Genomic DNA, 19,463 nt, shown 5'->3' with positions numbered 1-19,463 from the left:
GCAAAGGCACTGCCTTGCGCCGGAAACTGTTGCAGAGTGCCGGCATGCCACTGACGACGACTCTCGCAACCCCCGAACCCGGCCGCCGCGGCTTCCTGATGGGCACCGCGCTCGGCGCGACCGCGGTGCTGGCCTCGCTGGCCTCGCTGGCCTGCAGCGTGCAGGCCGCGGGATCGCCCACGCGGCGCATGCCGGTGCTCTTCATCGGCCATGGCTCGCCGATGAACGCCATCACCGACAACGGCTTCACGCGCCGGCTGGCGGCGTGGGGCAGGGAGCTGCCGCGGCCGTCGGCGATCCTCAGCGTCTCGGCGCACTGGCTGAGCCGCGGCGCCACCGGTGTCGGAATCCAGGAGCGGCCGAAGACGATCCACGACTTCGGCGGCTTCCCGCAGGCGCTGTTCGACGTCGAATACCCGGCGCCGGGCCACCCGGCATTCGCCCGCGAGACCGTGGGTGCGGTGAAGCAGACGCCGGTGATCGCCACCGACCAGTGGGGCCTGGACCACGGCACGTGGACGGTGCTGAAGCACCTCTACCCCAAGGCCGACATCCCGGTGTTCCAGCTCAGCATCGACTACGACAAGCCGGCCGCCTTCCATTACGCGGTGGGGCGAGACCTGGCCGCGCTGCGCGACAAGGGCGTGCTGGTGATGGGCAGCGGCAACGTGGTCCACAACCTGCGCGCCACCGACCGCGGCGTGCCGGACGGCCCGAGCGCCAGCCGGCCGTGGGCGCAGTCCTTCGACGATGCGGTGAAGTCGGCGCTGGCGGGCCGCGACGACCGGGCGCTGGTCGACTACGTGAAGCTGGAAGGCGCGGCCACCGCGGTGGCGACGCCCGATCACTACTACCCCTTCCTCTACGCGCTGGGCGCCGCCGGCAGCAGCGAGCGCGCGAAGACGGTCTACGAAGGATTCCAGTCGGGCACGCTCAGCATGCGTTGCCTGCAGTTCGGCTGAGCGGGCCCGGAGCGGGTGAGGACCGGGCTTACTGCTCCTCGCCCCAGGAGAAGCCGTCGCGCGCGATCATCGCGCTCGATGCGCTCGGGCCCCAGGTGCCGGCCGCATAGGGGCGCGGGCCGCCGTCGGATTCCCAGCTCTCGAGCAGCGGCTCGACCCAGCGCCATGCCTCTTCCTGCTCGTCGCTGCGCACGAACAGGTTGAGGCGGCCGTCGATCACATCCAGCAGCAGCCGCTCGTAGGCGCCCACACGCTCGGAGCCGAAGCGCTTGTCGAAGTCGAGGTCGAGCTGCACCGGCGCCAGCTGGGCGGCGGAGCTCTGGTTGCCGTTGCTGCGCTGGCGGTTGTCCTGCGCCTGCGCGAGCATGTGCAGCTCCAGCCCGTCCTTGGGCTGCAGGTTGATCACCAGCTTGTTGACGTTGCCGGCCGGCGCGCGGTAGATGGCGTGCGGCGTGGGCCGGAAGTTGACCTCGATGCGCGCGTCGCGCGAGGCCAGGCGCTTGCCGGTGCGGATGTAGAAGGGCACGCCGGCCCAGCGCCAGTTGGCGATCTCGGTGCGCAGCGCCACGAAGGTCTCGGTGCGGCTGTCGGGGTTCACGCCCGGCTCGTCGCGGTAGCCCTGCACCCGCTCGCCGTAGGCCGTGCCGGCCGTGTACTGGCCGCGCACTGCGTGCAGGCCCAGGCTCTCGGGCGTCCAGGGCTTCAGCGCACGCAGCACCTTGAGCTTCTCGTCGCGGATGGCGTCGGCGTGCGAGTTGATGGGCGGCTCCATGCCGATCGCGCACAGCAGCTGCAGCGCGTGGTTCTGCACCATGTCGCGCAGCGCCCCGGTCTGGTCGTAGAAGGCGCCGCGCTTTTCCACGCCCAGGTCTTCCGCGATGGTGATCTGGATGTTGGCGATGTGCTCGCGGCGCCAGATGGGCTCGAACAGCGCATTGCCGAAGCGCATGGCGAAGAGGTTCTGCACCGAGGGCTTGCCGAGGTAGTGGTCGATGCGGAAGACCTGCTTCTCCTCGAGCACCTTGCCCACGGCGGAATTGATGGCGCGGTTGGAGGCCAGGTCGTGGCCCAGGGGCTTCTCCAGCACGATGCGGGTGCGCGGGCCGTTCAGGCCGGCCGCGGCGATCTGCTCGACCACCTGGGTGAAGAGCGCCGGGGCGGTGGCCACGTACATCACGACCGTCTTGGCATCGCGCTGCTTGAGCAGGTCGGCCAGGCGGGCGTAGTCGTCGGGCTTGGAGAGGTCCATGCGCAGGTAGTGCAGCATGGAGGCGAACTTCTTGAACTCCTCGGGCGAGGGCCGCTTGGCGCCTTCGACGGCGCTGAAGCGCGACTGGATCAGCTCCCGGTACTGGTCGTCCGACAGGTCGTCCCGCGCCACGCCGACGATGCGCCCGTCGGGAGGCAGGCTGCCGTGCCGGAAGGCCTGGAACAGCGCGGGCATCAGCTTGCGCCACGCGAGATCGCCAGTACCGCCGAACAGAACGAGATCGAAGCTCATGAGAAAACTTTCCTTCCTTGTCTGAATGCCTGGCCAGGCTGCCCTGGTCGCGAAAGCGAATTCGCCAGCCACGATGGTACTTGTACGGATTCGCCAGGCCTGTACTAAAGCTACGCTGTCCGATGGCCGCGAGGCCTTTTTTTATTGCTCAGAGGAAGAGAGACCCGATGAAGAAGAACAAGCTTCTTGCAATGGCAGCGCTGCTGGGCCTGTCGGCTGCGGCTTCGGCGCAGACCGTCAACGTGATCTGCTCGGTGCAGGCCGAATGGTGCAGCGTGATCTCGACGGTATACGCCCGCACCACCGGCGTGCGCATCAACATGGCGCTCAAGGGCTCGGGCGAGGCCCTGGCCCAGCTGATCGCCGAAAAGGACAACCCCAAGACCGACGTCTGGTTCGGCGGCACCGGCGACCCGCACCTGCAGGCGGCCGAGCAGGGCCTCACGCTCGAATACAAGTCGCCCACGCTGCCTCAGCTGCACCCCTGGGCACAGCAGCAGGCCAAGCAGTCTGGCTACAAGACGGTGGGCATCTACTCGGGCCCGCTGGGCTTCGGCTACAACCCCGAGCTGCTGGCCAAGAAAAAGCTGCCCGTGCCCAAGACCTGGGCCGACCTGCTCAAGCCCGAATACAAGGGCGACATCCAGGTGGCCAATCCGGCCTCCAGCGGCACGGCCTACACCATGATCGCCACGCTGGTGCAGCTCATGGGCGAGGACAAGGCCTTCGAATACCTCAAGGCCCTGCACAAGAACGTCGGCCAGTACACCCGCTCGGGCACCGGCCCGATCAAGGCGGTGGCGCGCGGCGAGACGGCCGTGTCGATCAGCTTCGTGCACGACGGCCCGGGCGAGAAGATGCAGGGCTTTCCGGTCGAGACCATCACCCCGAGCGACGGCACCGGCGCCGAGATCGGCTCCATGAGTATCGTCAAGGGCGCGCGCAACCTCGACGCGGCCAAGAAGTTCTATGAGTGGGCCCTGACGCCCGCCGCGCAGGAGCTGGGCGCCGCCAACAAGCAGTTCCAGCTGCCGAGCAACGTGAACGCCAAGCTCGATCCGCGCATTCCCGACTTCAAGAAGATCAAGTTCATCAACTACGACTACGCCAAGTACGGCGCCAGCGCGGAGCGGCGCCGGCTGATCGCGCGCTGGGAGAAAGACGTCAACTCGCTGCCCCGGTAAGTGGAAGCGCGTGCTATCGAAGGCGCGCCGGTCAACCCGGCGTCGCTGGCGGCGGCCCGGCGCTCGCGGCGCTGGGTCTGGGCGTGGGTCGTGCTGGGCCTTGCGGGCTACCTGCTGCTGCCCTGGTATGCGATCCAGGATTCGACCTGGTACGAGGCCGTTCCGCAGGTTTTCAGCCAGGCGGAAGGTGCCAACGGCCTGATGCAGGCGGCCACGCAGGGCCGCAGCTGGCTCTTCGTGGGCCTGGCCGGCCTGCTGCTGTGCGCGGTGGGCGCATGGCTTCCGCCGGGCAGGGCGCAGGGGCGCTGGCTGCTGGCCGGAGGCCTGATCGGCGCGCTCGGGCTTGCGGCGACCGGCTTCACCATCGGCGCGCGCGGCTGGAGCGTGGCCGCGCTCAACGCGCAGTTCGGCGAGCTGGCGGTCAACCAGTTCGGCATCGGCGCGGGCGGCTTCGTGGCGCTCACCGCGCTGGTGCTGCTGGCGGCCTTCGGCATCGCGCGGTTGGGGCTTTTCAAGGGCGACCTGTTCGTCTCGGCGGCGGTCGTCGGCTGCGGCGTGCTGATGGCGCTCTTCATCGCGTATCCCGTGAGCAAGGCGCTGTCGGGCGCGTTCTTCAACGAAGACGGACAGTGGTCGATCGCCGCCTTCGTCGCCCGCGTGTTCACCGAGCGCATCTGGGGGCTGGGCTGTCTCGCAGGCGGCGTGCGCTGCGGCGTGGCCTGGAACACGCTGGTGCTGGCGCTGCTCACGGCGGCGGGCACCACCTTCCTCGGCACGCTGATGGCGCTGATGGCCGAGCGCGGCAGCAAGCGCGGGCAGGGCGCGCTGCGGGTGCTGGCGCTGCTGCCGATCATCACGCCGCCCTTCGTGGTGGGGCTGGGGCTGATCCTGCTCTTCGGCCGTGCGGGCATCGTCAACCAGGTGCTGGAGAGCGTGTTCGGCATCGAGCCCACGCGCTGGTTCTACGGCATGCCCGGCGTGCTGGTGGCGCAGCTCTTCGCCTTCACGCCCATCGCCTTCATGATCATGCGCGGCGTGGTGCAGGGCATCGCGCCCAGCCTGGAGGAGGCCGCGCAGATGCTGCGCGCCGACCGGCGCCGGGCCTTCTTCACCATCACGCTGCCGCTCCTGAAGCCGGGGCTGGCCAACGCCTTCCTGGTGGGCTTCATCGAGAGCATCGCCGACTTCGGCAACCCGGTGGTGGTGGGCGGGCAGTTCTCGGTGCTGTCGACCGACATCTTCTTCGCCATCGTCGGCGCGCAGTACGACCAGGGCCGCGCGGCCTCGCTGGCCTGGGTGCTCACGCTGTTCGCCCTCGGCGTGTTCGCGCTGCAGCGCGGCCTGCTCGGCAAACAGAACTACACCACCGTCAGCGGCAAGGGTGACGCCGGCATCCCGATGGCGCTGCCCGACGGCGTGCGCCGGACCATCCTCTGCATCGCCTTGCCCTGGATCGCCTTCACCGCGGTGGTCTACCTGTTCGCCTTCGCGGGCGGCTTCGTGCAGACCTGGGGCCGCGACTACACCTTCACGCTTAACCACTTCAAGGCGGCGTTCTCGCTCGAATGGGGACAGTTCGGTCTGGTGTGGGCCGGCACCGCGTGGAACTCGCTGCTCACCACGCTCAAGCTGGCGGGCATCTCGGCGCCCATCACCGCGGCGCTGGGCCTGCTCATCGCGTGGCTGCTGGCGCGCAACGAGTTCAGGGGGCAGGGCCTCTTCGAGTTCGGCGCGCTGCTGGCGTTCGCCATACCGGGCACCGTGCTCGGCGTGAGCTACATCCTGGCCTTCAACGTGCCGCCCTTCGAGCTCACGGGCACGGGGCTCATCATCGTGCTGTGCTTCATGTTCCGGAACCTGCCGGTGGGCGTGCGCGCCGGCACGGCGGCCTTCAAGCAGCTCGACCGCTCGCTCGACGAAGCCTCGCTGATGCTGCGCGCCTCCACCTCGCAGACGCTCTTCAGGGTGGTGCTGCCGCTGCTGAAGCCCGCCCTGGTGGCCGCGCTGGTCTACAGCTTCGTGCGCGCGATGACGACGGTGAGCGCGGTGATCTTCCTGGTCACCGCGGAAAACGAGCTGGCCACCACCTACATCATCGGCCGCGTGGGCAACGGCGACTACGGCATCGCGCTGGCGTACTGCACGGTGCTGATGATCCTGATGTCGCTGGCCATCGCGCTGGTCCAGTGGGTGGTCGGCGAGCGCAGGCTGGGGCGGCGCGGGGCGGGCTCGGCCGTGGTGGTGGCGCAATGAAATTCGGACTTCCGCGTCCGGCAATCGGAAACTCTGACTCATGAGCAACGGCATCGAATTCCGCAACGTCACCAAGCGCTACGGCAGCGACAAGAACGCGCCGCTGGCCGTCAAGGGCATCAGCTTCGAAGTGCCGGAGGGCACGCTCACCACCATCCTCGGCCCCTCGGGCTGCGGCAAGACGACCACCCTGCGCATGATCGCGGGGCTCGAGTCGCCGACCTCGGGATCGATCCTGATGGGCGGGCGCGACGTCACCACGCTGGGGCCGGCCGAGCGCAACGTGAGCATGATGTTCCAGAGCTACGCCCTGTTCCCGCACATGAACGTGATCGAGAACGTGGCCTACGGACTGCGCATGAGCGGCGTGAAGAAGGAGGAGGCCGCGGCGCGGGCGCGCGAGGCCCTGCGCGGCGTGGGCCTGGTCGGCTTCGACGAGCGGCTGCCCAGCGAGCTGTCCGGCGGCCAGCAGCAGCGGGTGGCGCTGGCGCGTGCGCTGGTGCTGGAGCCCGCGGTGCTGCTCTTCGACGAGCCGCTGTCGAACCTCGACGCCCGGCTGCGCCGCGAGATGCGCGAGGAGATCCGCGCGCTGCAGCAGCGGCTGAGGCTCACGGTGGCCTACGTCACGCACGACCAGAGCGAGGCGCTGGCGGTGAGCGACCAGATCATCGTGATGGACCATGGCGTGATCGCCCAGCGCGGCACGCCCGAGCAGCTCTACGGCCGTCCCGAGAGCGAATTCGTCGCCGGCTTCATGGGCGAGGCGATGGTGTTCCCGGCGGTGGCCGAGGCCGATGGCAGCGTGGCGCTGGGTCCTCTGCGCCTGCAGCCGCGCTACGCCGTGGCGGCCGGCACGGTGAAGGTGGCGGTACGGCCGGAGGCCTGGCGGATCGGCGGCGCCGAGGCCACGGGCGGCCTGCCCGCCACGCTGCGCAAGTCGGCCTACCTCGGCAGCTTCTACGAATACGGCTTCGACACCAGTCTGGGGCCGGTCTTCGTGGTGTCGACCGACCTGTCCAGCCCGCTGGCGGCCGGCGCCCAGGCCACCCTGTCCCTGGGAGCCCATGGCGTGAGCGTGGTGCCCGGCGCATGAAACAATGGGGCCATGAACGTGGTTTTCGACCTGGGCGCCGTGCTGTTCGCATGGGAGCCCACCCGGCTGGTACAGGCCCATCTCGCCCCACACGCACCCACTGAAGCCGCCGCGGCGGCCATGGGCCGCGCGCTCTTCCATCACGACGACTGGACCAGCTTCGACTGCGGCACCCGCACGCTGGCCGATTCCATCGCCCGCATGTCGGTACGGCTGGGGCTCCCGCCCGAACCGTTGTTCGCCATGCTCGACGGGCTGGGCGAGCGGCTGGAGCCCATCGGCGTCACCGTCGAGATGCTCGAGCAGCTGATCGCCCACCGCGAGGCGGGGCAGCCGCTGCGGCTGTACTACCTGTCGAACATGCCCTCGCCCTATGCCCGCGCCATCGAGCGCCGGCATGCCTTCATGGGACGTTTCGACGGAGGTGTGTTCTCGGGCGACGTGAAGTTCCTCAAGCCCGAGCGCGAGATCTACGAACTGCTGGCGATGCGCTACGCGCTCGATCCCGAGCAGACCGTCTTCATCGACGATTCGGCTGCCAACGTGGAAGCAGCGCGCGCCTTCGGCTGGCACGCCATCCACTGCACCTCGCCGGCCATGCTGCCCTCGCAGCTGCAGCGTTACCTGCCGGTCAGCGTCACCTTGCCGGTGTCGAACCCCAGGCTGCGGGCGTAGTCCAGCTCGGCCTGCAGTACCGCGTCGTCCAGGCGCGGTGCGCGCGAGAGCACCCACAGGTACTCGCGGTCGGGCGTGCCGACCAGCGAGACCTGGTAGTCGCGGTCCAGCTTCAGGATCCAGTAGTCCCCCCAGACCATCGGCAGCCAGCTCAGCCAGGCGGGGGCGAAGCGCACCTCGAGGCGGCCGGCGCCGGGCTGGCCCGCCACCGGAACCACGCGGGCGGTGCCCACGGCCTCGTCGAAGTTGCCGTCTTCCCGTACGCAGCGGTTGACCACGCGCACCGTGCCGTCGGGCTGGGGCGTGTACTCGGCGCTCACCGGGCCCGAGCATTGCTTCTGGAAGCGGTTCGGCAGCCGCGCCTGCTCGTGCCAGACACCCGCATAACGCTCCAGGTCGACCGGCGCCACCACCTGCAGCGGTGCGCGCATCAGCGGTGCGCCGTCTGCGGGGCCTGCGAGCTGGGCACGCGCCGTGCGTGCGGCGCCCAGAGCGAACCACGTGGCCACCCCGCCCACGACGAAGGCCGTGGCCATCGCGCCGATCGCGTTGCTGGTGCGGCGGTCGTCGAAGGGCCTGACGTTGGCGGGAGGTCGGCGAGTGGTCATGAGGGCTCCTGAAGGGGAAAGACTTTGCGTCTGCTGAAGACATTCGCAGTACGGCAAAGCCTAGCCGCAGGCCGGGTGCCGGGCCGTCAGCCGCGGACCACAGGCGCTGTAGGGCGCCAAGGGGAGAAGAAACCGGAGAAGAAACCGACAACCCCACTCGGCTCAGGCCGATGGAGCCATGCGGAAACCCGTGCTACGGTGCGCATGAAAACATCGGCCGGCGCGCAATTGCGTGCAGGTCTCGTCACAACCGGCACAGGATAATGATTTCATGAACCAACTCGATGCACTCCGCCAGTGGACCACCGTCGTCGCAGACACCGGTGACTTCAAACAGCTCAGCATTTCCAAGCCGCAGGATGCGACCACCAATCCGTCGCTGATCCTCAAGGCCGTGCAGAAACCCGAGTACCGGCCCCTGCTCGACGCCGCCGTGAAAAAGCATTCCGGCAAGCCGCTCGACGAAGTCATCGACCGCCTGCTGGTGAGCTTCGGCACCGAGATCCTCTCCATCATTCCGGGCCGCGTCTCCACCGAGGTCGACGCCCGCCTGTCCTTCGACACGGCAGCGACCATCGCACGCGGCGAGCGCATCGTGGCCCTCTACAAGGCCGAAGGCATCGACACCGAGAAGCGCCTGCTCATCAAGGTGGCCTCCACCTGGGAAGGCATCGAGGCCGCGCGCCAGCTGGAGCGCAAGGGCATCCGCACCAACCTGACGCTGCTGTTCTCCTTCGCGCAGGCCGTGGCCTGCGGCGCGGCGGGCGTGCAGCTGATCTCGCCCTTCGTGGGCCGCATCTACGACTGGTACAAGAAGTCCGCCGGCTCCAGCTGGGACGAGGCCGCGAACGCGGGCGCCAACGACCCCGGCGTGAAGTCGGTCCGCCAGATCTACGCGTACTACAAGCAGCACGGCATCAAGACCGAAGTGATGGGCGCGAGCTTCCGCAACGTCGGCCAGATCAAGGCGCTGGCCGGCTGCGACCTGCTGACCATCAGCCCCGAGCTGCTGGCCGAGCTGGCCGCGAGCAACGAGCCGCTGCAGCGCGCGCTCGACCCCAAGTCCACCGGCGCCGACGTCGCCAAGGTCAGCTACGACGAGGCGGGCTTCCGATTCGCGCTGAACGAAGACGCCATGGCCACCGAGAAGCTGGCCGAAGGCATCCGCGCCTTCGCGGCCGACGCCGTGAAGCTCGAGAAGCTCATGCAGGAAAGCGGCGCTTGAAGATGGCCATGACCCTTCGCTGCGACCGCGCGCCCGCCTGGGCGCAATTGCAGGCCGGCTTCGACACCGCGGGCAGGCAGTTCGACCTGCGCCATGCCTTCGTGGATGACGCCGGCCGCTTCGCGCGCTTCAGCCAGGAGGCGCCCCACGTCTTCGCCGACCTGTCGAAGAACCTGATCGACGCGCGCACCGAGGAGCTGCTCTTCAAGCTGGCCCGCGAATGCGGCCTGGAGGCGCACCGCGACGCCATGTTCGCCGGCGAGCACATCAACAACACCGAAGACCGCGCCGTGCTGCACACGCTGCTGCGCGCGCCGGCCGATGCGCCCACGGGCCCCAAGACGGCCAGCGAGCTGCGCGAGGTGCACGCCACGCTCGACGCGATGCTGGCCTATGCGGAGAAGGTGCGCGCCGACCACACGATCACCGACGTGGTCAACATCGGCATCGGCGGCTCCGACCTCGGTCCGCAGATGGCGGTGCTGGCGCTGGCCGAATTCGCCGCGCCGGGCAAGCGCTTTCACTTCGTCTCGAACGTCGACGGCCACGAGCTGGCCGGCGTGCTGAAGGGGCTGGCGCCGGAGCACACGCTGTTCCTCATCGCCTCGAAGACCTTCACCACCGCCGAGACGATGACCAACGCGCAGTCGGCCAAGCGCTGGTACGAGCAATCGGGCGGCACCGACATCGCGGGCCACTTCGCCGCGCTCACCACCAATGTGGAAGCCGCGAAGAAGTTCGGCATCGACACCACCTTCGGCTTCTGGGACTGGGTGGGCGGGCGCTATTCGCTGTGGTCGGCCATCGGGCTGCCGATCGCGCTGGCCATCGGTGCAGACGGCTTCCGCAGGCTGCTCGCCGGCGCGCATGCGATGGACGAGCACTTCCGCACCGTACCGCTGGAGCGCAACCTGCCGGTGCGCCTCGGGCTGCTCGATGTCTGGTACCGCAACTTCCACAAGTTCACGAGCCGCAGCATCGCGCCGTACCACAGCGCCCTGAAGCGCCTGCCGGCCTATCTGCAGCAGCTCGAGATGGAAAGCAACGGCAAGCAGGTGGACGCCGATGGCAAGCCGCTGGCCTTCGGCACCTCGCCGGTGCTGTGGGGCGAGCCCGGCACCAACGGCCAGCATGCCTACTTCCAGATGCTGCACCAGGGCACCGACGTGACGCCGCTGGAGTTCGTGGCGGTGCGCGATGCCTCGCACGACCTCGAAGGCCATCATCCGAAGCTGCTGGCCAACGCGCTCGCACAGGCCCAGGCGCTGATGGTGGGCAAGCTCGACGAGGGCGGCCACAGGAACTTCCCCGGAAACCGGCCGAGCAGCTTCTTCGTGTTCGAGAAGCTCACGCCCGAGGCGCTGGGTGCATTCCTCGCCATGTACGAGCACCGCGTGTTCACCAGCGGCGCGCTGTGGGGCATCAACAGCTTCGACCAGTGGGGCGTGGAGCTCGGCAAGGTGCTCGCCAAGGACATCGAGCCGCGCCTCGCTTCGGGCGACATCACGGGGCTCGATGCCTCCACCGCGGGCCTGCTGGAGCGGCTGCGAAGCTGATCAGGCACCTGTAGCAAAGGCTTTTCGGAGCCTTTTGTTTTAAGCCGGGCTATGGCTTACGGCTGTATTTGCCGTTGAAAGACGCGTCTATATGATGGCCCGGGGAAATTTCCCTGGGACCAACACAAAGAGGAGTCGATCAATGGATTTTCAAACAGCGGTCAAGACATGTCTGAGCAAGTACGCGGACTTCAGCGGGCGTGCATCGCGCTCGGAGTTCTGGTGGTTCGTGCTCGCGCAGCTGGTCGTTCTCATCGTGGCCAGCCTGATCCATCGCTTCGTGTACGGCATCGCGGCACTCGGCCTGCTGCTGCCGGCGCTGGCCGTCGGCGCGCGCCGCCTGCACGACATCGGCAAGACCGGCTGGCTGCTGCTGCTGGCCCTCATTCCGCTCGTCAATCTCGTGCTGATCTACTTCTACGTGCAGCCGACGCAGCCGGAGTCCAACGCCTACGGTGAACCGCCGGCAGCCTGAGCCTTTTTCAAGCCACCAATGAAGGGCCGCGCAGCGGCCCTTTTTCTTTGGTGCGCGGCCTGCGCGATGCCTCAGGCCGTGGCTGCCGACGGTGCCTGCGTCCGCACGGGCGCGCCCGCCGCCATGCGCACGCACAGGTCGAAGGCCTGCTGCAGCCCCTCGATCTTCGCGATGCCCTTGCCCGCGATGTCGAAGGCGCTGCCGCTGGCCGAGGTCGCGACCGGCACCGGCAGGCCGCCGTGCAGCGTCACGCCCTGCTCGAAGCCCATGAGCTTCATCGCGATCTGGCCCTGGTCGTGGTACATCGACACCACCGCATCGACATCGCCGCGCCGCGCGCCGATGAACACCGTGTCGGGCGAGAAGGGGCCGCGCGCATCGAGGCCCTCGGCGCGCAGCCGTTCGATGGCGGGCGCGATGATCTCGATCTCCTCCATGCCGATGGAGCCGCCGTCGCCCGCGTGCGGATTGAGCCCCGTCACCGCGATGCGCGGCTGCGCCACGCCTGCGCGCTGCAGGGCATTGGCGATGATCTTCACCGCGTCGCTCACGCCCTGCACCGTGATGTGGCTGGCCACGTCCTTCAGCGGAATGTGCGAGGTCACGCGCGAAGTCCACAGCGAACCCGTGAGGTTGAATTCGCAGACGAAGCCTTCCACCGCGAAGCGCTCCTGCATGTAGCGCAGCTCGTCCTCGTGCACCAGGCCGCCCAGGCGCAGCGAGTGCTTGTTGAGCGGCGCGAAGAGGATGCCCTCGGCCTGCCCGCGTCGAACCGCCAGCGTGGCCAGTTCCAGCGCCCCGAACGAGGCCCGGCCCGAGTGTTCGTTCGACTCGCCCAGCACCGGCTCGCGGCCCTCCATCCAGTCCCTTGCGAGCAGCGTGGGCCGGCCGTCCTCGAAGCGCACTGCGTCGAGGCTGTCCACCCGCAGCGGGTTCAGCCTTTCGCCCGCGATGCGCTCGCCGGACGCGAGCACGGCCGGGTCGGCGATCAGCAGCACGCGCGCAGCGTCGAGGTTGCGCTGCCGCGCGAGCAGCTTCACCGCCATCTCGGGGCCGATGCCGCTCGGGTCGCCGAGCAGCACGGCGATGCGGGGCTTGGCGGAAGTCACGCCTGGAGTCTGGGAGGAGGAAAGGGACATGGTGTCGGTCGGATGCGGTTGAAGGGGAAGGGCAAGGGGAAGGAGTGAAAGAGAGTCCGGCCGCCTCATTCGGCCTTGATGTTGGCGTCGCGCACGAGCTGGCCGTAGTGGTCGAACTCCTGCCGGTTCATCGCTGCGAAGGGTTCGCCGGTCAGGCCGCCGGGCTCGCCGCCCAGGGCCTTGATGCGCGTCTGCACGTCGGCCAGCTTCAGCGTGCGCGAGAGTTCTGCGCTCAGGCGCTCCACCGCAGGGCGCGGCGTGCCGGCGGTGACGTAGAGGCCGTACCAGGTCGACACGTCGGCGCCCTTGATGCCCTGCTCGGCCAGCGTGGGCACGTCGGGCAGCTCGGGCGAGCGCTGCGGCGCGCTCACCGCGAGCGCGCGGAACTTGCCGGCCTTGATCTGGCCCATGGCCGAGGAGGTGCTGTCGAACATCATGTCGACCTCGCCCGCGATGATGTCGACGTGCGCCTGCGAGCTGCCCTTGTAGGGCACGTGGATCGACTTCATGCCGGTGGCCAGGTTGAAGGCCTCGCCGCCCACGTGCTGCGTGCTGCCGATGCCGGAAGAGGCGTACTTGAAGCTGCCGGGCTTCGCGGCCATGGCCGCCACCAGGTCCTTCACCGACCTGTAGGGCGAGCTGGCGGACACGACCAGCACGTTCGGCATTACCGCCACCAGGCCCACGGGCTGCAGGTCTTTCAGCGGGTCGTACTTGAGCTTGAGGATGTGCGGTGCCACCGCCTGCGCCGTGTTGGTGGCCAGCAGCAGCGTGGCGCCGTCGGCCGGCGCGCGGGCGGTGAGCTCGCCCGCGATGGTGTTGGAGGCGCCCGGCCGGTTCTCGACCACCACCGGCTGCTTGAGCGCGGGCGAGAACTTGTCGGCCAGCACCCGCGCCAGGATGTCGGTGCCGCCGCCGGGCGAGGCGCCGACCATGATGCGCATCGGCTTGTCGGGATAGGGCTGTTGCTGCTGCTGTGCGCCGGCCGGCACAGCTGTCAGCACCGCGGCGGCCGCCAGGCCTACCAGCCCTGCCAGTGCTGTCGCATGGGCGAGAAAAGAACGCTTCATCGGGTTTGTCTCCTGCTTGTAGTGCGGCAAGCGTACGGAGCAACGCCCGTGCGATCCAATCGAAAATGGCCAGGGCTTCATATACTTTTGTGCATGACACAAGGGCCTTCCGACGCTTCGCTGATGCTCCTCGTGCGGCCGCGCCAGCTGCTGCTGCTGGCCCGGCTCGACACCCATCGCCATCTGGGCCGGGCGGCCGAGGCCATGAACATCAGCCAGCCGGCGGCCACCAAGCTGCTGCAGCAGCTGGAGGATTCGCTGGGCGAGAAGCTCTTCGAGCGCCTGGCGCGCGGCATGGAGCCCACGCCCTACGGCGAGATCCTGATCCGCTATGCCCGCCGCGTGCTCAGCGACTTCGGCAGCGCGCGCGAGGAGATGCTGGCCCTGCGCTCGGGGCTGAGCGGCGCACTGCGCGTAGGCAGCGTGCCGGGCGCGGTGCCGCAGCTGCTGGCACCGGCGCTGGTGGAATACCACCGCCGGCACCCGCAGGTGGCGGTGTCGGTCGTCGTCGAGACCAGCGACGTGATCCAGGCGCAGCTGGAGCAGGGCGACGTCGACTTCGTGCTGGGCCGTCTCACAGACGGCCACGACGAGGCGAAGTACGCGAGCGTGCCGTTGCTGGGCGAATCGCAGGTGGTGGTGGTGCGCGCCGCCCATCCGGTGTTCGAGCGCGGCAACGTCACGCTGGCCGAGATGGCGGGCTGGTCGTGGGTGCTGCAGCCGCCGGGCTCGCCGCAGCGCGGGCGCTTCGAGGCGGCGATGCGCGAGGCGGGCATTTCCGACCGGCTCGACATCATCGAAACGGCATCGCCCATCGCCATCACCGCCTTGCTCGAGAACTCCGACATGGCGGCCGTGATGCCCGCCTCGCAGGCCGGCCACTACGCCCGCCTGGGCGTGCTTCGCGTGGTGCCGGTCGAACTGCCGGTTCGGGTGCCGCCGATCTGCCTGATCACCCGGGCCGACCGGGCGCTGTCGCCCGCGGCGGCGCAGCTGCGTCGCCAGCTGCTTGGCAGCGCTTGAGGCCTTTGGCTTGCCAATTTCCATGCTGTATTGCATCGATTAGGGATTTCACTAGCCAATCGATGCATGAAAGTACTGGTGACGGCGGCACCAGTACCAAAATCGCAGGCCCGCTTCTCCAGAATTCGCGGCACGGCGACCCGACAGACAGAAAGAGGGCGTCGCTCACTTCCTCTAGGAGACAACATGAAGCGTTTTCTGAAAGCGGGCCTCGTCCTCGCACTGATCGGTACTGGCGTCGTCTCGCAGGCCGCCACCGAGCTCGTGATCGCGACCGTGAACAACGGCCACATGATCGAGATGCAGAAGCTCACCCCCTTCTTCGAGAAGGCCAACCCCGACATCAAGCTCAAGTGGGTCACGCTGGAAGAAGGCACGCTGCGCCAGCGCGTGACCACCGACATCGCCACCAAGGGCGGCCAGTTCGACGTGATGACCATCGGCCTGTACGAGACGCCGATCTGGTCGAAGAAGGGCTGGCTCAAGCCCATCGCCACCGACGCAGCCTACGACGTGGACGACCTGCTGCCCGCCATCCGCGACGGCCTGTCGAACGAGGGCAAGCTCTACGCCGCGCCTTTCTACGGCGAGAGTTCGATGCTCATGTACCGCAAGGACCTGGCCGACAAGGTGGGGGTGAAGTTCCCCGAGCAGCCCACCTGGGCGCAGGTGAAGGAGTTCGCCGACAAGGCCAACGACCCGAAGGCGGGCGTCTACGGCATGTGCCTGCGCGGCAAGCCGGGCTGGGGCGACAACATGGCCTTCCTGACCACGCTGGTCAACACCAACGGCGGCCAGTGGTTCGACATGCAGTGGAAGCCGCAGATCGACACCAAGCCCTGGAAGGACGCCATCACCTTCTATGTCGACCTGATGAAGAAGGACGGCCCTCCGGGCGCCTCGGCCAACAGCTTCAACGAGAACCTCGCGCTCTTCAACGAAGGCAAGTGCGCGGCCTGGGTGGACGCGACCATCGCTGCCTCTTTCATCAGCGACCCGAAGCAGTCGAAGGTGGCCGACAAGGTGGCCTTCGCGCAGGCGCCCACCGCCGCCACGCCCAAGGGTGCCAACTGGCTGTGGTCGTGGAACCTCGCCATCCCGGCCAGTTCGACCAAGGACGAAGCGGCGCAGAAGTTCATCAAGTGGGCCACTTCGAAGGACTACATCGCGCTCGTGGCCAAGGAAACCGGCTGGGCCTCGGTGCCGACCGGCACGCGCAAGTCGACCTATGCGAACCCCGAGTTCCAGAAGGTCGCCAAGTTCGCCGCGGCCGAGAAGAAGGCGATCGACAGCGCGAACCTGACGGACAGCACGCTGCCGAAGTCGCCGTACGTGGGCGTGCAGTACGCGGCCATTCCCGAGTTCCAGGCGATCGGCGTGGCGGTGGGGCAGCAGATGAGCGCGGCGCTGTCGGGCAAGGTCACGGTCGACCAGGCATTGAAGACTTCGCAGACGGCGGCTGAGCGTGAAATGAAGAAAGCGGGCTACTACAAGTAAGCCGCCTTCTTACCCTCTCCCCTTGGGGAGAGGGCAGGGTGAGGGGGGCGGCGTGCCCACCGCATGGGCCGCATGCCCTCACCCCAACCCTCTCCCGCGAGCGGGAGAGGGGGCAACAGCCCCCAGAGAGGACACACAATGAAAAGACTCCTGCCCCGCGCCCTCATGGCGCCTGCCGTGCTCACGCTCTTCCTCTGGATGATCGTGCCGCTGGTGATGACGTTGTACTTCTCGCTTGTGAACTACAACCTCATGCAGCCGGGCGAGCGCACCTTCGCGGGCATCGAGAACTTTCACTACTTCATCACCGACCCCGACTTCTGGCCGGCCACCTGGAACACCCTGCTGCTGATCGGCAGCGTGATCGTCATCACCGTGGTGCTCGGCGTGCTGCTCGCGCTGCTGGTGAACGAGCCCTTCCCGGGGCGCGGCATCGTGCGCGTGCTGCTGATCTCGCCCTTCTTCGTCATGCCCGCGGTCAACGCGCTGCTGTGGAAGCACATGATGATGAACCCCATCTACGGCATCCTCGCCGACGTGTGGCGCATCTTCGGCGCGCAGCCCGTCGACTGGCTCACCGACGTGCCGCTGCTGTCGGTGATCATCATGGTTGCCTGGCAGTGGCTGCCCTTCGCCTGCCTGATCTTCATCACCTCGCTGCAGTCGCTTGACCGCGAGCAGATGGAGGCCGCGCGCATGGACGGCGCGAGCGCGTTCCAGCGCTTCTTCTATCTCACCATCCCGCACCTCGCGCGCCCCATGGCGGTGGTGATCATGATCGAGATGATCTTCCTGCTCAGCGTGTTCGCCGAGATCGCCATCACCACCAACGGCGGGCCCGGCAACGAGAGCACGAACATGACCTACATGATCTTCAAGCAGTCGCTCATGAACTTCGACGTGGGCGTGGCTTCGGCGGGGGCGCTCTTCGCGGTGGTGCTGGCCAACATCGTGGCCGTGTTCCTCATCCGCATCATCGGCAAGAACCTTGACTAGTCATGTGGCACACCCCCAGTCTTCGCGCACTTCGTGTCGCTTCGCCAACCCCCTTGCAGGGGGCAACACCGACGGCCCGGCAAAGCCGGTTCCGTGGTGTTCCTGGAACTGATCCAGTCTCGAATCAACCAGCAGTGGAGTAGCCAGATCATGCAACCCAGCAACTTCCTGCCGCAGCTGCTGCGCACCGTCGGCGCGTGGGCCGTCGCGCTGCTGCTGTTCTTTCCGCTCGGCTGGCTGTTCCTCACGGCCTTCAAGACGGAGCTGCAGGCGATCCATGTGCCGCCGCTCTTCATCTTCGAGCCCACGCTCGACAACTTCGGCGAGGTGCAGCGCCGCAGCGACTACCTGCTGTATGCGCGCAACTCGCTCATCACCAGCCTGGGCTCGACCATCCTGGGCCTGCTGATCGCGGCGCCTGCCGCGTACTCGATGGCCTTCTTCCGCACGAAGAAGACGCGCGACATCCTGATGTGGATGCTCTCCACCAAGATGATGCCGGCCGTCGGTGCGCTGGTGCCGATCTACGTGATCGCGCAGACCGCGGGCCTGCTGGATTCGCTCACCGCGCTGACCATCGTGTTCACGCTGTCGAACCTGCCGATCATGGTGTGGATGCTCTACAGCGCCTTCAAGGACATCCCGCCCGAGATTCTCGAAGCCGCGCGCATGGACGGCGCCAGCCTCTGGACCGAGTTCCGGCACGTCGTGATGCCGCTGTCGGTGGGCGGCCTCGCATCCACCGGCCTGCTGTGCTTGGTGCTGAGCTGGAACGAGGCCTTCTGGGCGCTCAACCTCAGCTCCGCCAAGGCGGGCACGCTGGCCACGCTCATCGCTTCGTACTCCAGCCCCGAGGGCCTGTTCTGGGCCAAGCTGTCCGCCGCTTCGCTGATGGCGATTGCGCCCATCGTGGTGTTTGGCTGGTTCAGCCAGAAGCAACTCGTTCAAGGCCTGACCTTCGGTGCCGTGAAATGAACACCACCCCCAGTCTTTGCGCACTTCGTGTCGCTTCGCCAACCCCCGGATTGCGCTGCGCGCTCTCGAGCGCTGTGGGCGCGTCGTCTGCCCGCCCACAAAACATCAAGGAGTCGTGAATGGCCTACCTCGAACTCAAGAACATCAAGAAGAGCTTTGGTGAAGTCAACATCATCAAGGGCGTCGACCTGCAGATCCAGAAGGGCGAGTTCATCGTCTTCGTCGGGCCCTCGGGCTGCGGCAAGTCGACGCTGCTGCGGCTGATCGCGGGGCTGGAGCCGATCACCAGCGGCAACCTGCTGCTGGACGGCAAGGACATCACCTGGGCGCCTTCGGGCAAGCGCGACCTCGCGATGGTGTTCCAGAGCTATGCGCTCTATCCGCACATGAGCGTGTACGACAACATGTCCTTCGCGCTCAAGCTGGCGGGCGTCTCCAAGAGCGAGATCAAGACCAAGGTCGAGTACGCGGCGAAGACGCTGAACCTCACGCAGTACCTCGACCGCACGCCCAAGGACCTCTCGGGCGGCCAGCGCCAGCGCGTGGCCATCGGGCGCGCCATCGTGCGTGCGCCGAAGGTGTTCCTGTTCGACGAGCCGCTGTCGAACCTCGACGCCGCGCTGCGCGGCAACACGCGGGTGGAGATCCACAAGCTGCACCGCGCGCTCGGCGCGACCACCATCTACGTGACGCACGACCAGGTCGAGGCCATGACGCTGGCCGACCGCGTGGTGGTGCTGAGGGACGGGCTGATCGAGCAGGTCGGCTCGCCGCTGGAGCTGTACGACCGCCCGGCCAACCAGTTCGTCGCGCAGTTCATCGGCATGCCGTCGATGAACATGGTGGCGGCAAACGCGATTCCCACCTTCTCCGCCGCCACCGGAGGCAGGCTGCCCGCCGACGGCTTCCTGGGCGTGCGCCCCGAGGGGCTGCGCGTGCATCCGAAGCAGGGCGCGCCGGTGTCGGACGTGCTCGGCCGCGTCGAGCTGGTGGAGGCACTGGGCGCCGACACGCTGATCCACGTCGATGTGGGCGGGGTGCCGCTGATCGCGCGTCAGAACGACCGCACGCCGCTGCAGGCCGGCGACGACGTGGCGGTGGAGCTCGATCCGTCGGTGCTCCATCTCTTCAACCGCGAGGGCCGTTCGGTCTTCGCGTGACCTCGACTTTCCGTCCACCGTCTTTTCAACGGACCTTCTCGTGACCATTGCGCAAACTCCACCGGCTCCTT

17 protein-coding genes are annotated in these 19,463 nt (G+C 67.8%); 13 read left to right on the top strand and 4 right to left on the bottom strand.

All coding sequences use genetic code 11. From position 1 onward, the window contains the following. The first annotated feature begins 44 nt into the window (after positions 1-44). Positions 45-962: a 4,5-DOPA dioxygenase extradiol gene (ygiD, locus tag ACTJLF_RS28620; RefSeq protein WP_132752320.1), complete on the top strand. Its 918-nt coding sequence runs from the start codon at positions 45-47 to the stop codon at positions 960-962. Positions 963-990: 28 nt separating this feature from the next. On the opposite strand, the gene zwf is transcribed toward ygiD, so the two are convergent. Beyond that, the gene (gene zwf / locus ACTJLF_RS28615) at positions 991-2,463 is read right to left on the bottom strand and encodes a glucose-6-phosphate dehydrogenase (RefSeq protein WP_126182640.1); all 1,473 of its coding nucleotides are present in this window, start codon (positions 2,461-2,463) and stop codon (positions 991-993) included. 167 nt (positions 2,464-2,630) lie between these two features. Here zwf and ACTJLF_RS28610 point away from each other — a divergent pair, with 167 nt between their 5' ends. The 4 genes from ACTJLF_RS28610 to ACTJLF_RS28595 are packed head-to-tail and all read left to right on the top strand — an operon-like array spanning position 2,631 to position 7,668. Beyond that, positions 2,631-3,647, top strand: coding sequence for an ABC transporter substrate-binding protein (locus ACTJLF_RS28610; protein ID WP_019654480.1), 1,017 nt, complete (start codon positions 2,631-2,633; stop codon positions 3,645-3,647). Beyond that, positions 3,648-5,900: an ABC transporter permease gene (locus ACTJLF_RS28605; RefSeq protein ID WP_132752321.1), complete on the top strand. Its 2,253-nt coding sequence runs from the start codon at positions 3,648-3,650 to the stop codon at positions 5,898-5,900. Positions 5,901-5,940: 40 nt separating this feature from the next. After that, on the top strand, positions 5,941-6,993 hold the full coding sequence (locus ACTJLF_RS28600; protein ID WP_132752322.1) for an ABC transporter ATP-binding protein: 1,053 nt from the start codon (positions 5,941-5,943) through the stop codon (positions 6,991-6,993). Between the two features lie 12 nt (positions 6,994-7,005). After that, positions 7,006-7,668 carry an HAD family hydrolase gene (locus ACTJLF_RS28595; RefSeq protein ID WP_132752323.1) on the top strand — a complete coding sequence of 221 codons (663 nt, stop codon included), beginning with the start codon at positions 7,006-7,008 and terminating at the stop codon, positions 7,666-7,668. On the opposite strand, the gene ACTJLF_RS28590 is transcribed toward ACTJLF_RS28595, so the two are convergent. Further along, a complete protein-coding gene (locus ACTJLF_RS28590; RefSeq protein ID WP_132752324.1) occupies positions 7,614-8,276 on the bottom strand; it encodes a lipocalin family protein in 663 nt (220 codons plus the stop codon). The two genes, ACTJLF_RS28595 and ACTJLF_RS28590, sit on opposite strands and share 55 nt — an antisense overlap. A 271-nt stretch (positions 8,277-8,547) precedes the next feature. On the opposite strand from ACTJLF_RS28590, the gene tal reads away from it, so the two are divergent. From tal to ACTJLF_RS28575, 3 genes are all read left to right on the top strand, one after another. Beyond that, entirely contained in the window at positions 8,548-9,501 is a 954-nt protein-coding gene (gene tal, locus ACTJLF_RS28585; RefSeq protein ID WP_132752325.1) for a transaldolase, read from the top strand. A 2-nt stretch (positions 9,502-9,503) separates the two neighbouring features. Next, a complete protein-coding gene (pgi, locus tag ACTJLF_RS28580; protein ID WP_132752326.1) occupies positions 9,504-11,057 on the top strand; it encodes a glucose-6-phosphate isomerase in 1,554 nt (517 codons plus the stop codon). A 142-nt stretch (positions 11,058-11,199) separates the two neighbouring features. Further along, positions 11,200-11,532 carry a DUF805 domain-containing protein gene (locus ACTJLF_RS28575; RefSeq protein ID WP_019654473.1) on the top strand — a complete coding sequence of 111 codons (333 nt, stop codon included), beginning with the start codon at positions 11,200-11,202 and terminating at the stop codon, positions 11,530-11,532. A 71-nt stretch (positions 11,533-11,603) separates the two neighbouring features. Here ACTJLF_RS28575 and ACTJLF_RS28570 read toward each other — a convergent pair whose 3' ends face one another. Together ACTJLF_RS28570 and ACTJLF_RS28565 are read right to left on the bottom strand one after the other, a co-directional pair. Next, entirely contained in the window at positions 11,604-12,671 is a 1,068-nt protein-coding gene (locus ACTJLF_RS28570) for a 4-hydroxythreonine-4-phosphate dehydrogenase PdxA (protein WP_132752327.1), read from the bottom strand. Between the two features lie 65 nt (positions 12,672-12,736). Further along, complete coding sequence (locus tag ACTJLF_RS28565) at positions 12,737-13,741, bottom strand: Bug family tripartite tricarboxylate transporter substrate binding protein (RefSeq protein WP_020723061.1); 1,005 nt, start codon at positions 13,739-13,741, stop codon at positions 12,737-12,739. Between the two features lie 93 nt (positions 13,742-13,834). Between ACTJLF_RS28565 and ACTJLF_RS28560 the strand changes: the two genes are divergently transcribed. From ACTJLF_RS28560 to ACTJLF_RS28540, 5 genes are all read left to right on the top strand, one after another. Next, positions 13,835-14,764, top strand: a complete 930-nt coding sequence (locus ACTJLF_RS28560; protein WP_020723060.1) for a LysR family transcriptional regulator — start codon at positions 13,835-13,837, stop codon at positions 14,762-14,764. A gap of 186 nt (positions 14,765-14,950) precedes the next feature. Then, a complete protein-coding gene (locus ACTJLF_RS28555; protein WP_019654469.1) occupies positions 14,951-16,261 on the top strand; it encodes an ABC transporter substrate-binding protein in 1,311 nt (436 codons plus the stop codon). A gap of 138 nt (positions 16,262-16,399) precedes the next feature. Beyond that, positions 16,400-17,257 carry a carbohydrate ABC transporter permease gene (locus ACTJLF_RS28550; RefSeq protein ID WP_019654468.1) on the top strand — a complete coding sequence of 286 codons (858 nt, stop codon included), beginning with the start codon at positions 16,400-16,402 and terminating at the stop codon, positions 17,255-17,257. Between the two features lie 150 nt (positions 17,258-17,407). Continuing rightward, complete coding sequence (locus ACTJLF_RS28545) at positions 17,408-18,232, top strand: carbohydrate ABC transporter permease (protein ID WP_019654467.1); 825 nt, start codon at positions 17,408-17,410, stop codon at positions 18,230-18,232. A gap of 119 nt (positions 18,233-18,351) precedes the next feature. Then, the gene (locus ACTJLF_RS28540; protein WP_019654466.1) at positions 18,352-19,392 is read left to right on the top strand and encodes an ABC transporter ATP-binding protein; all 1,041 of its coding nucleotides are present in this window, start codon (positions 18,352-18,354) and stop codon (positions 19,390-19,392) included. Positions 19,393-19,463: the final 71 nt, after the last annotated feature.

The sequence above is a fragment of the Variovorax sp. 22077 genome, assembly GCF_052044195.1.
Taxonomy (GTDB): domain Bacteria; phylum Pseudomonadota; class Gammaproteobacteria; order Burkholderiales; family Burkholderiaceae_C; genus Variovorax; species Variovorax atrisoli.
This window is presented reverse-complemented; position numbering and strand designations above follow the sequence as displayed.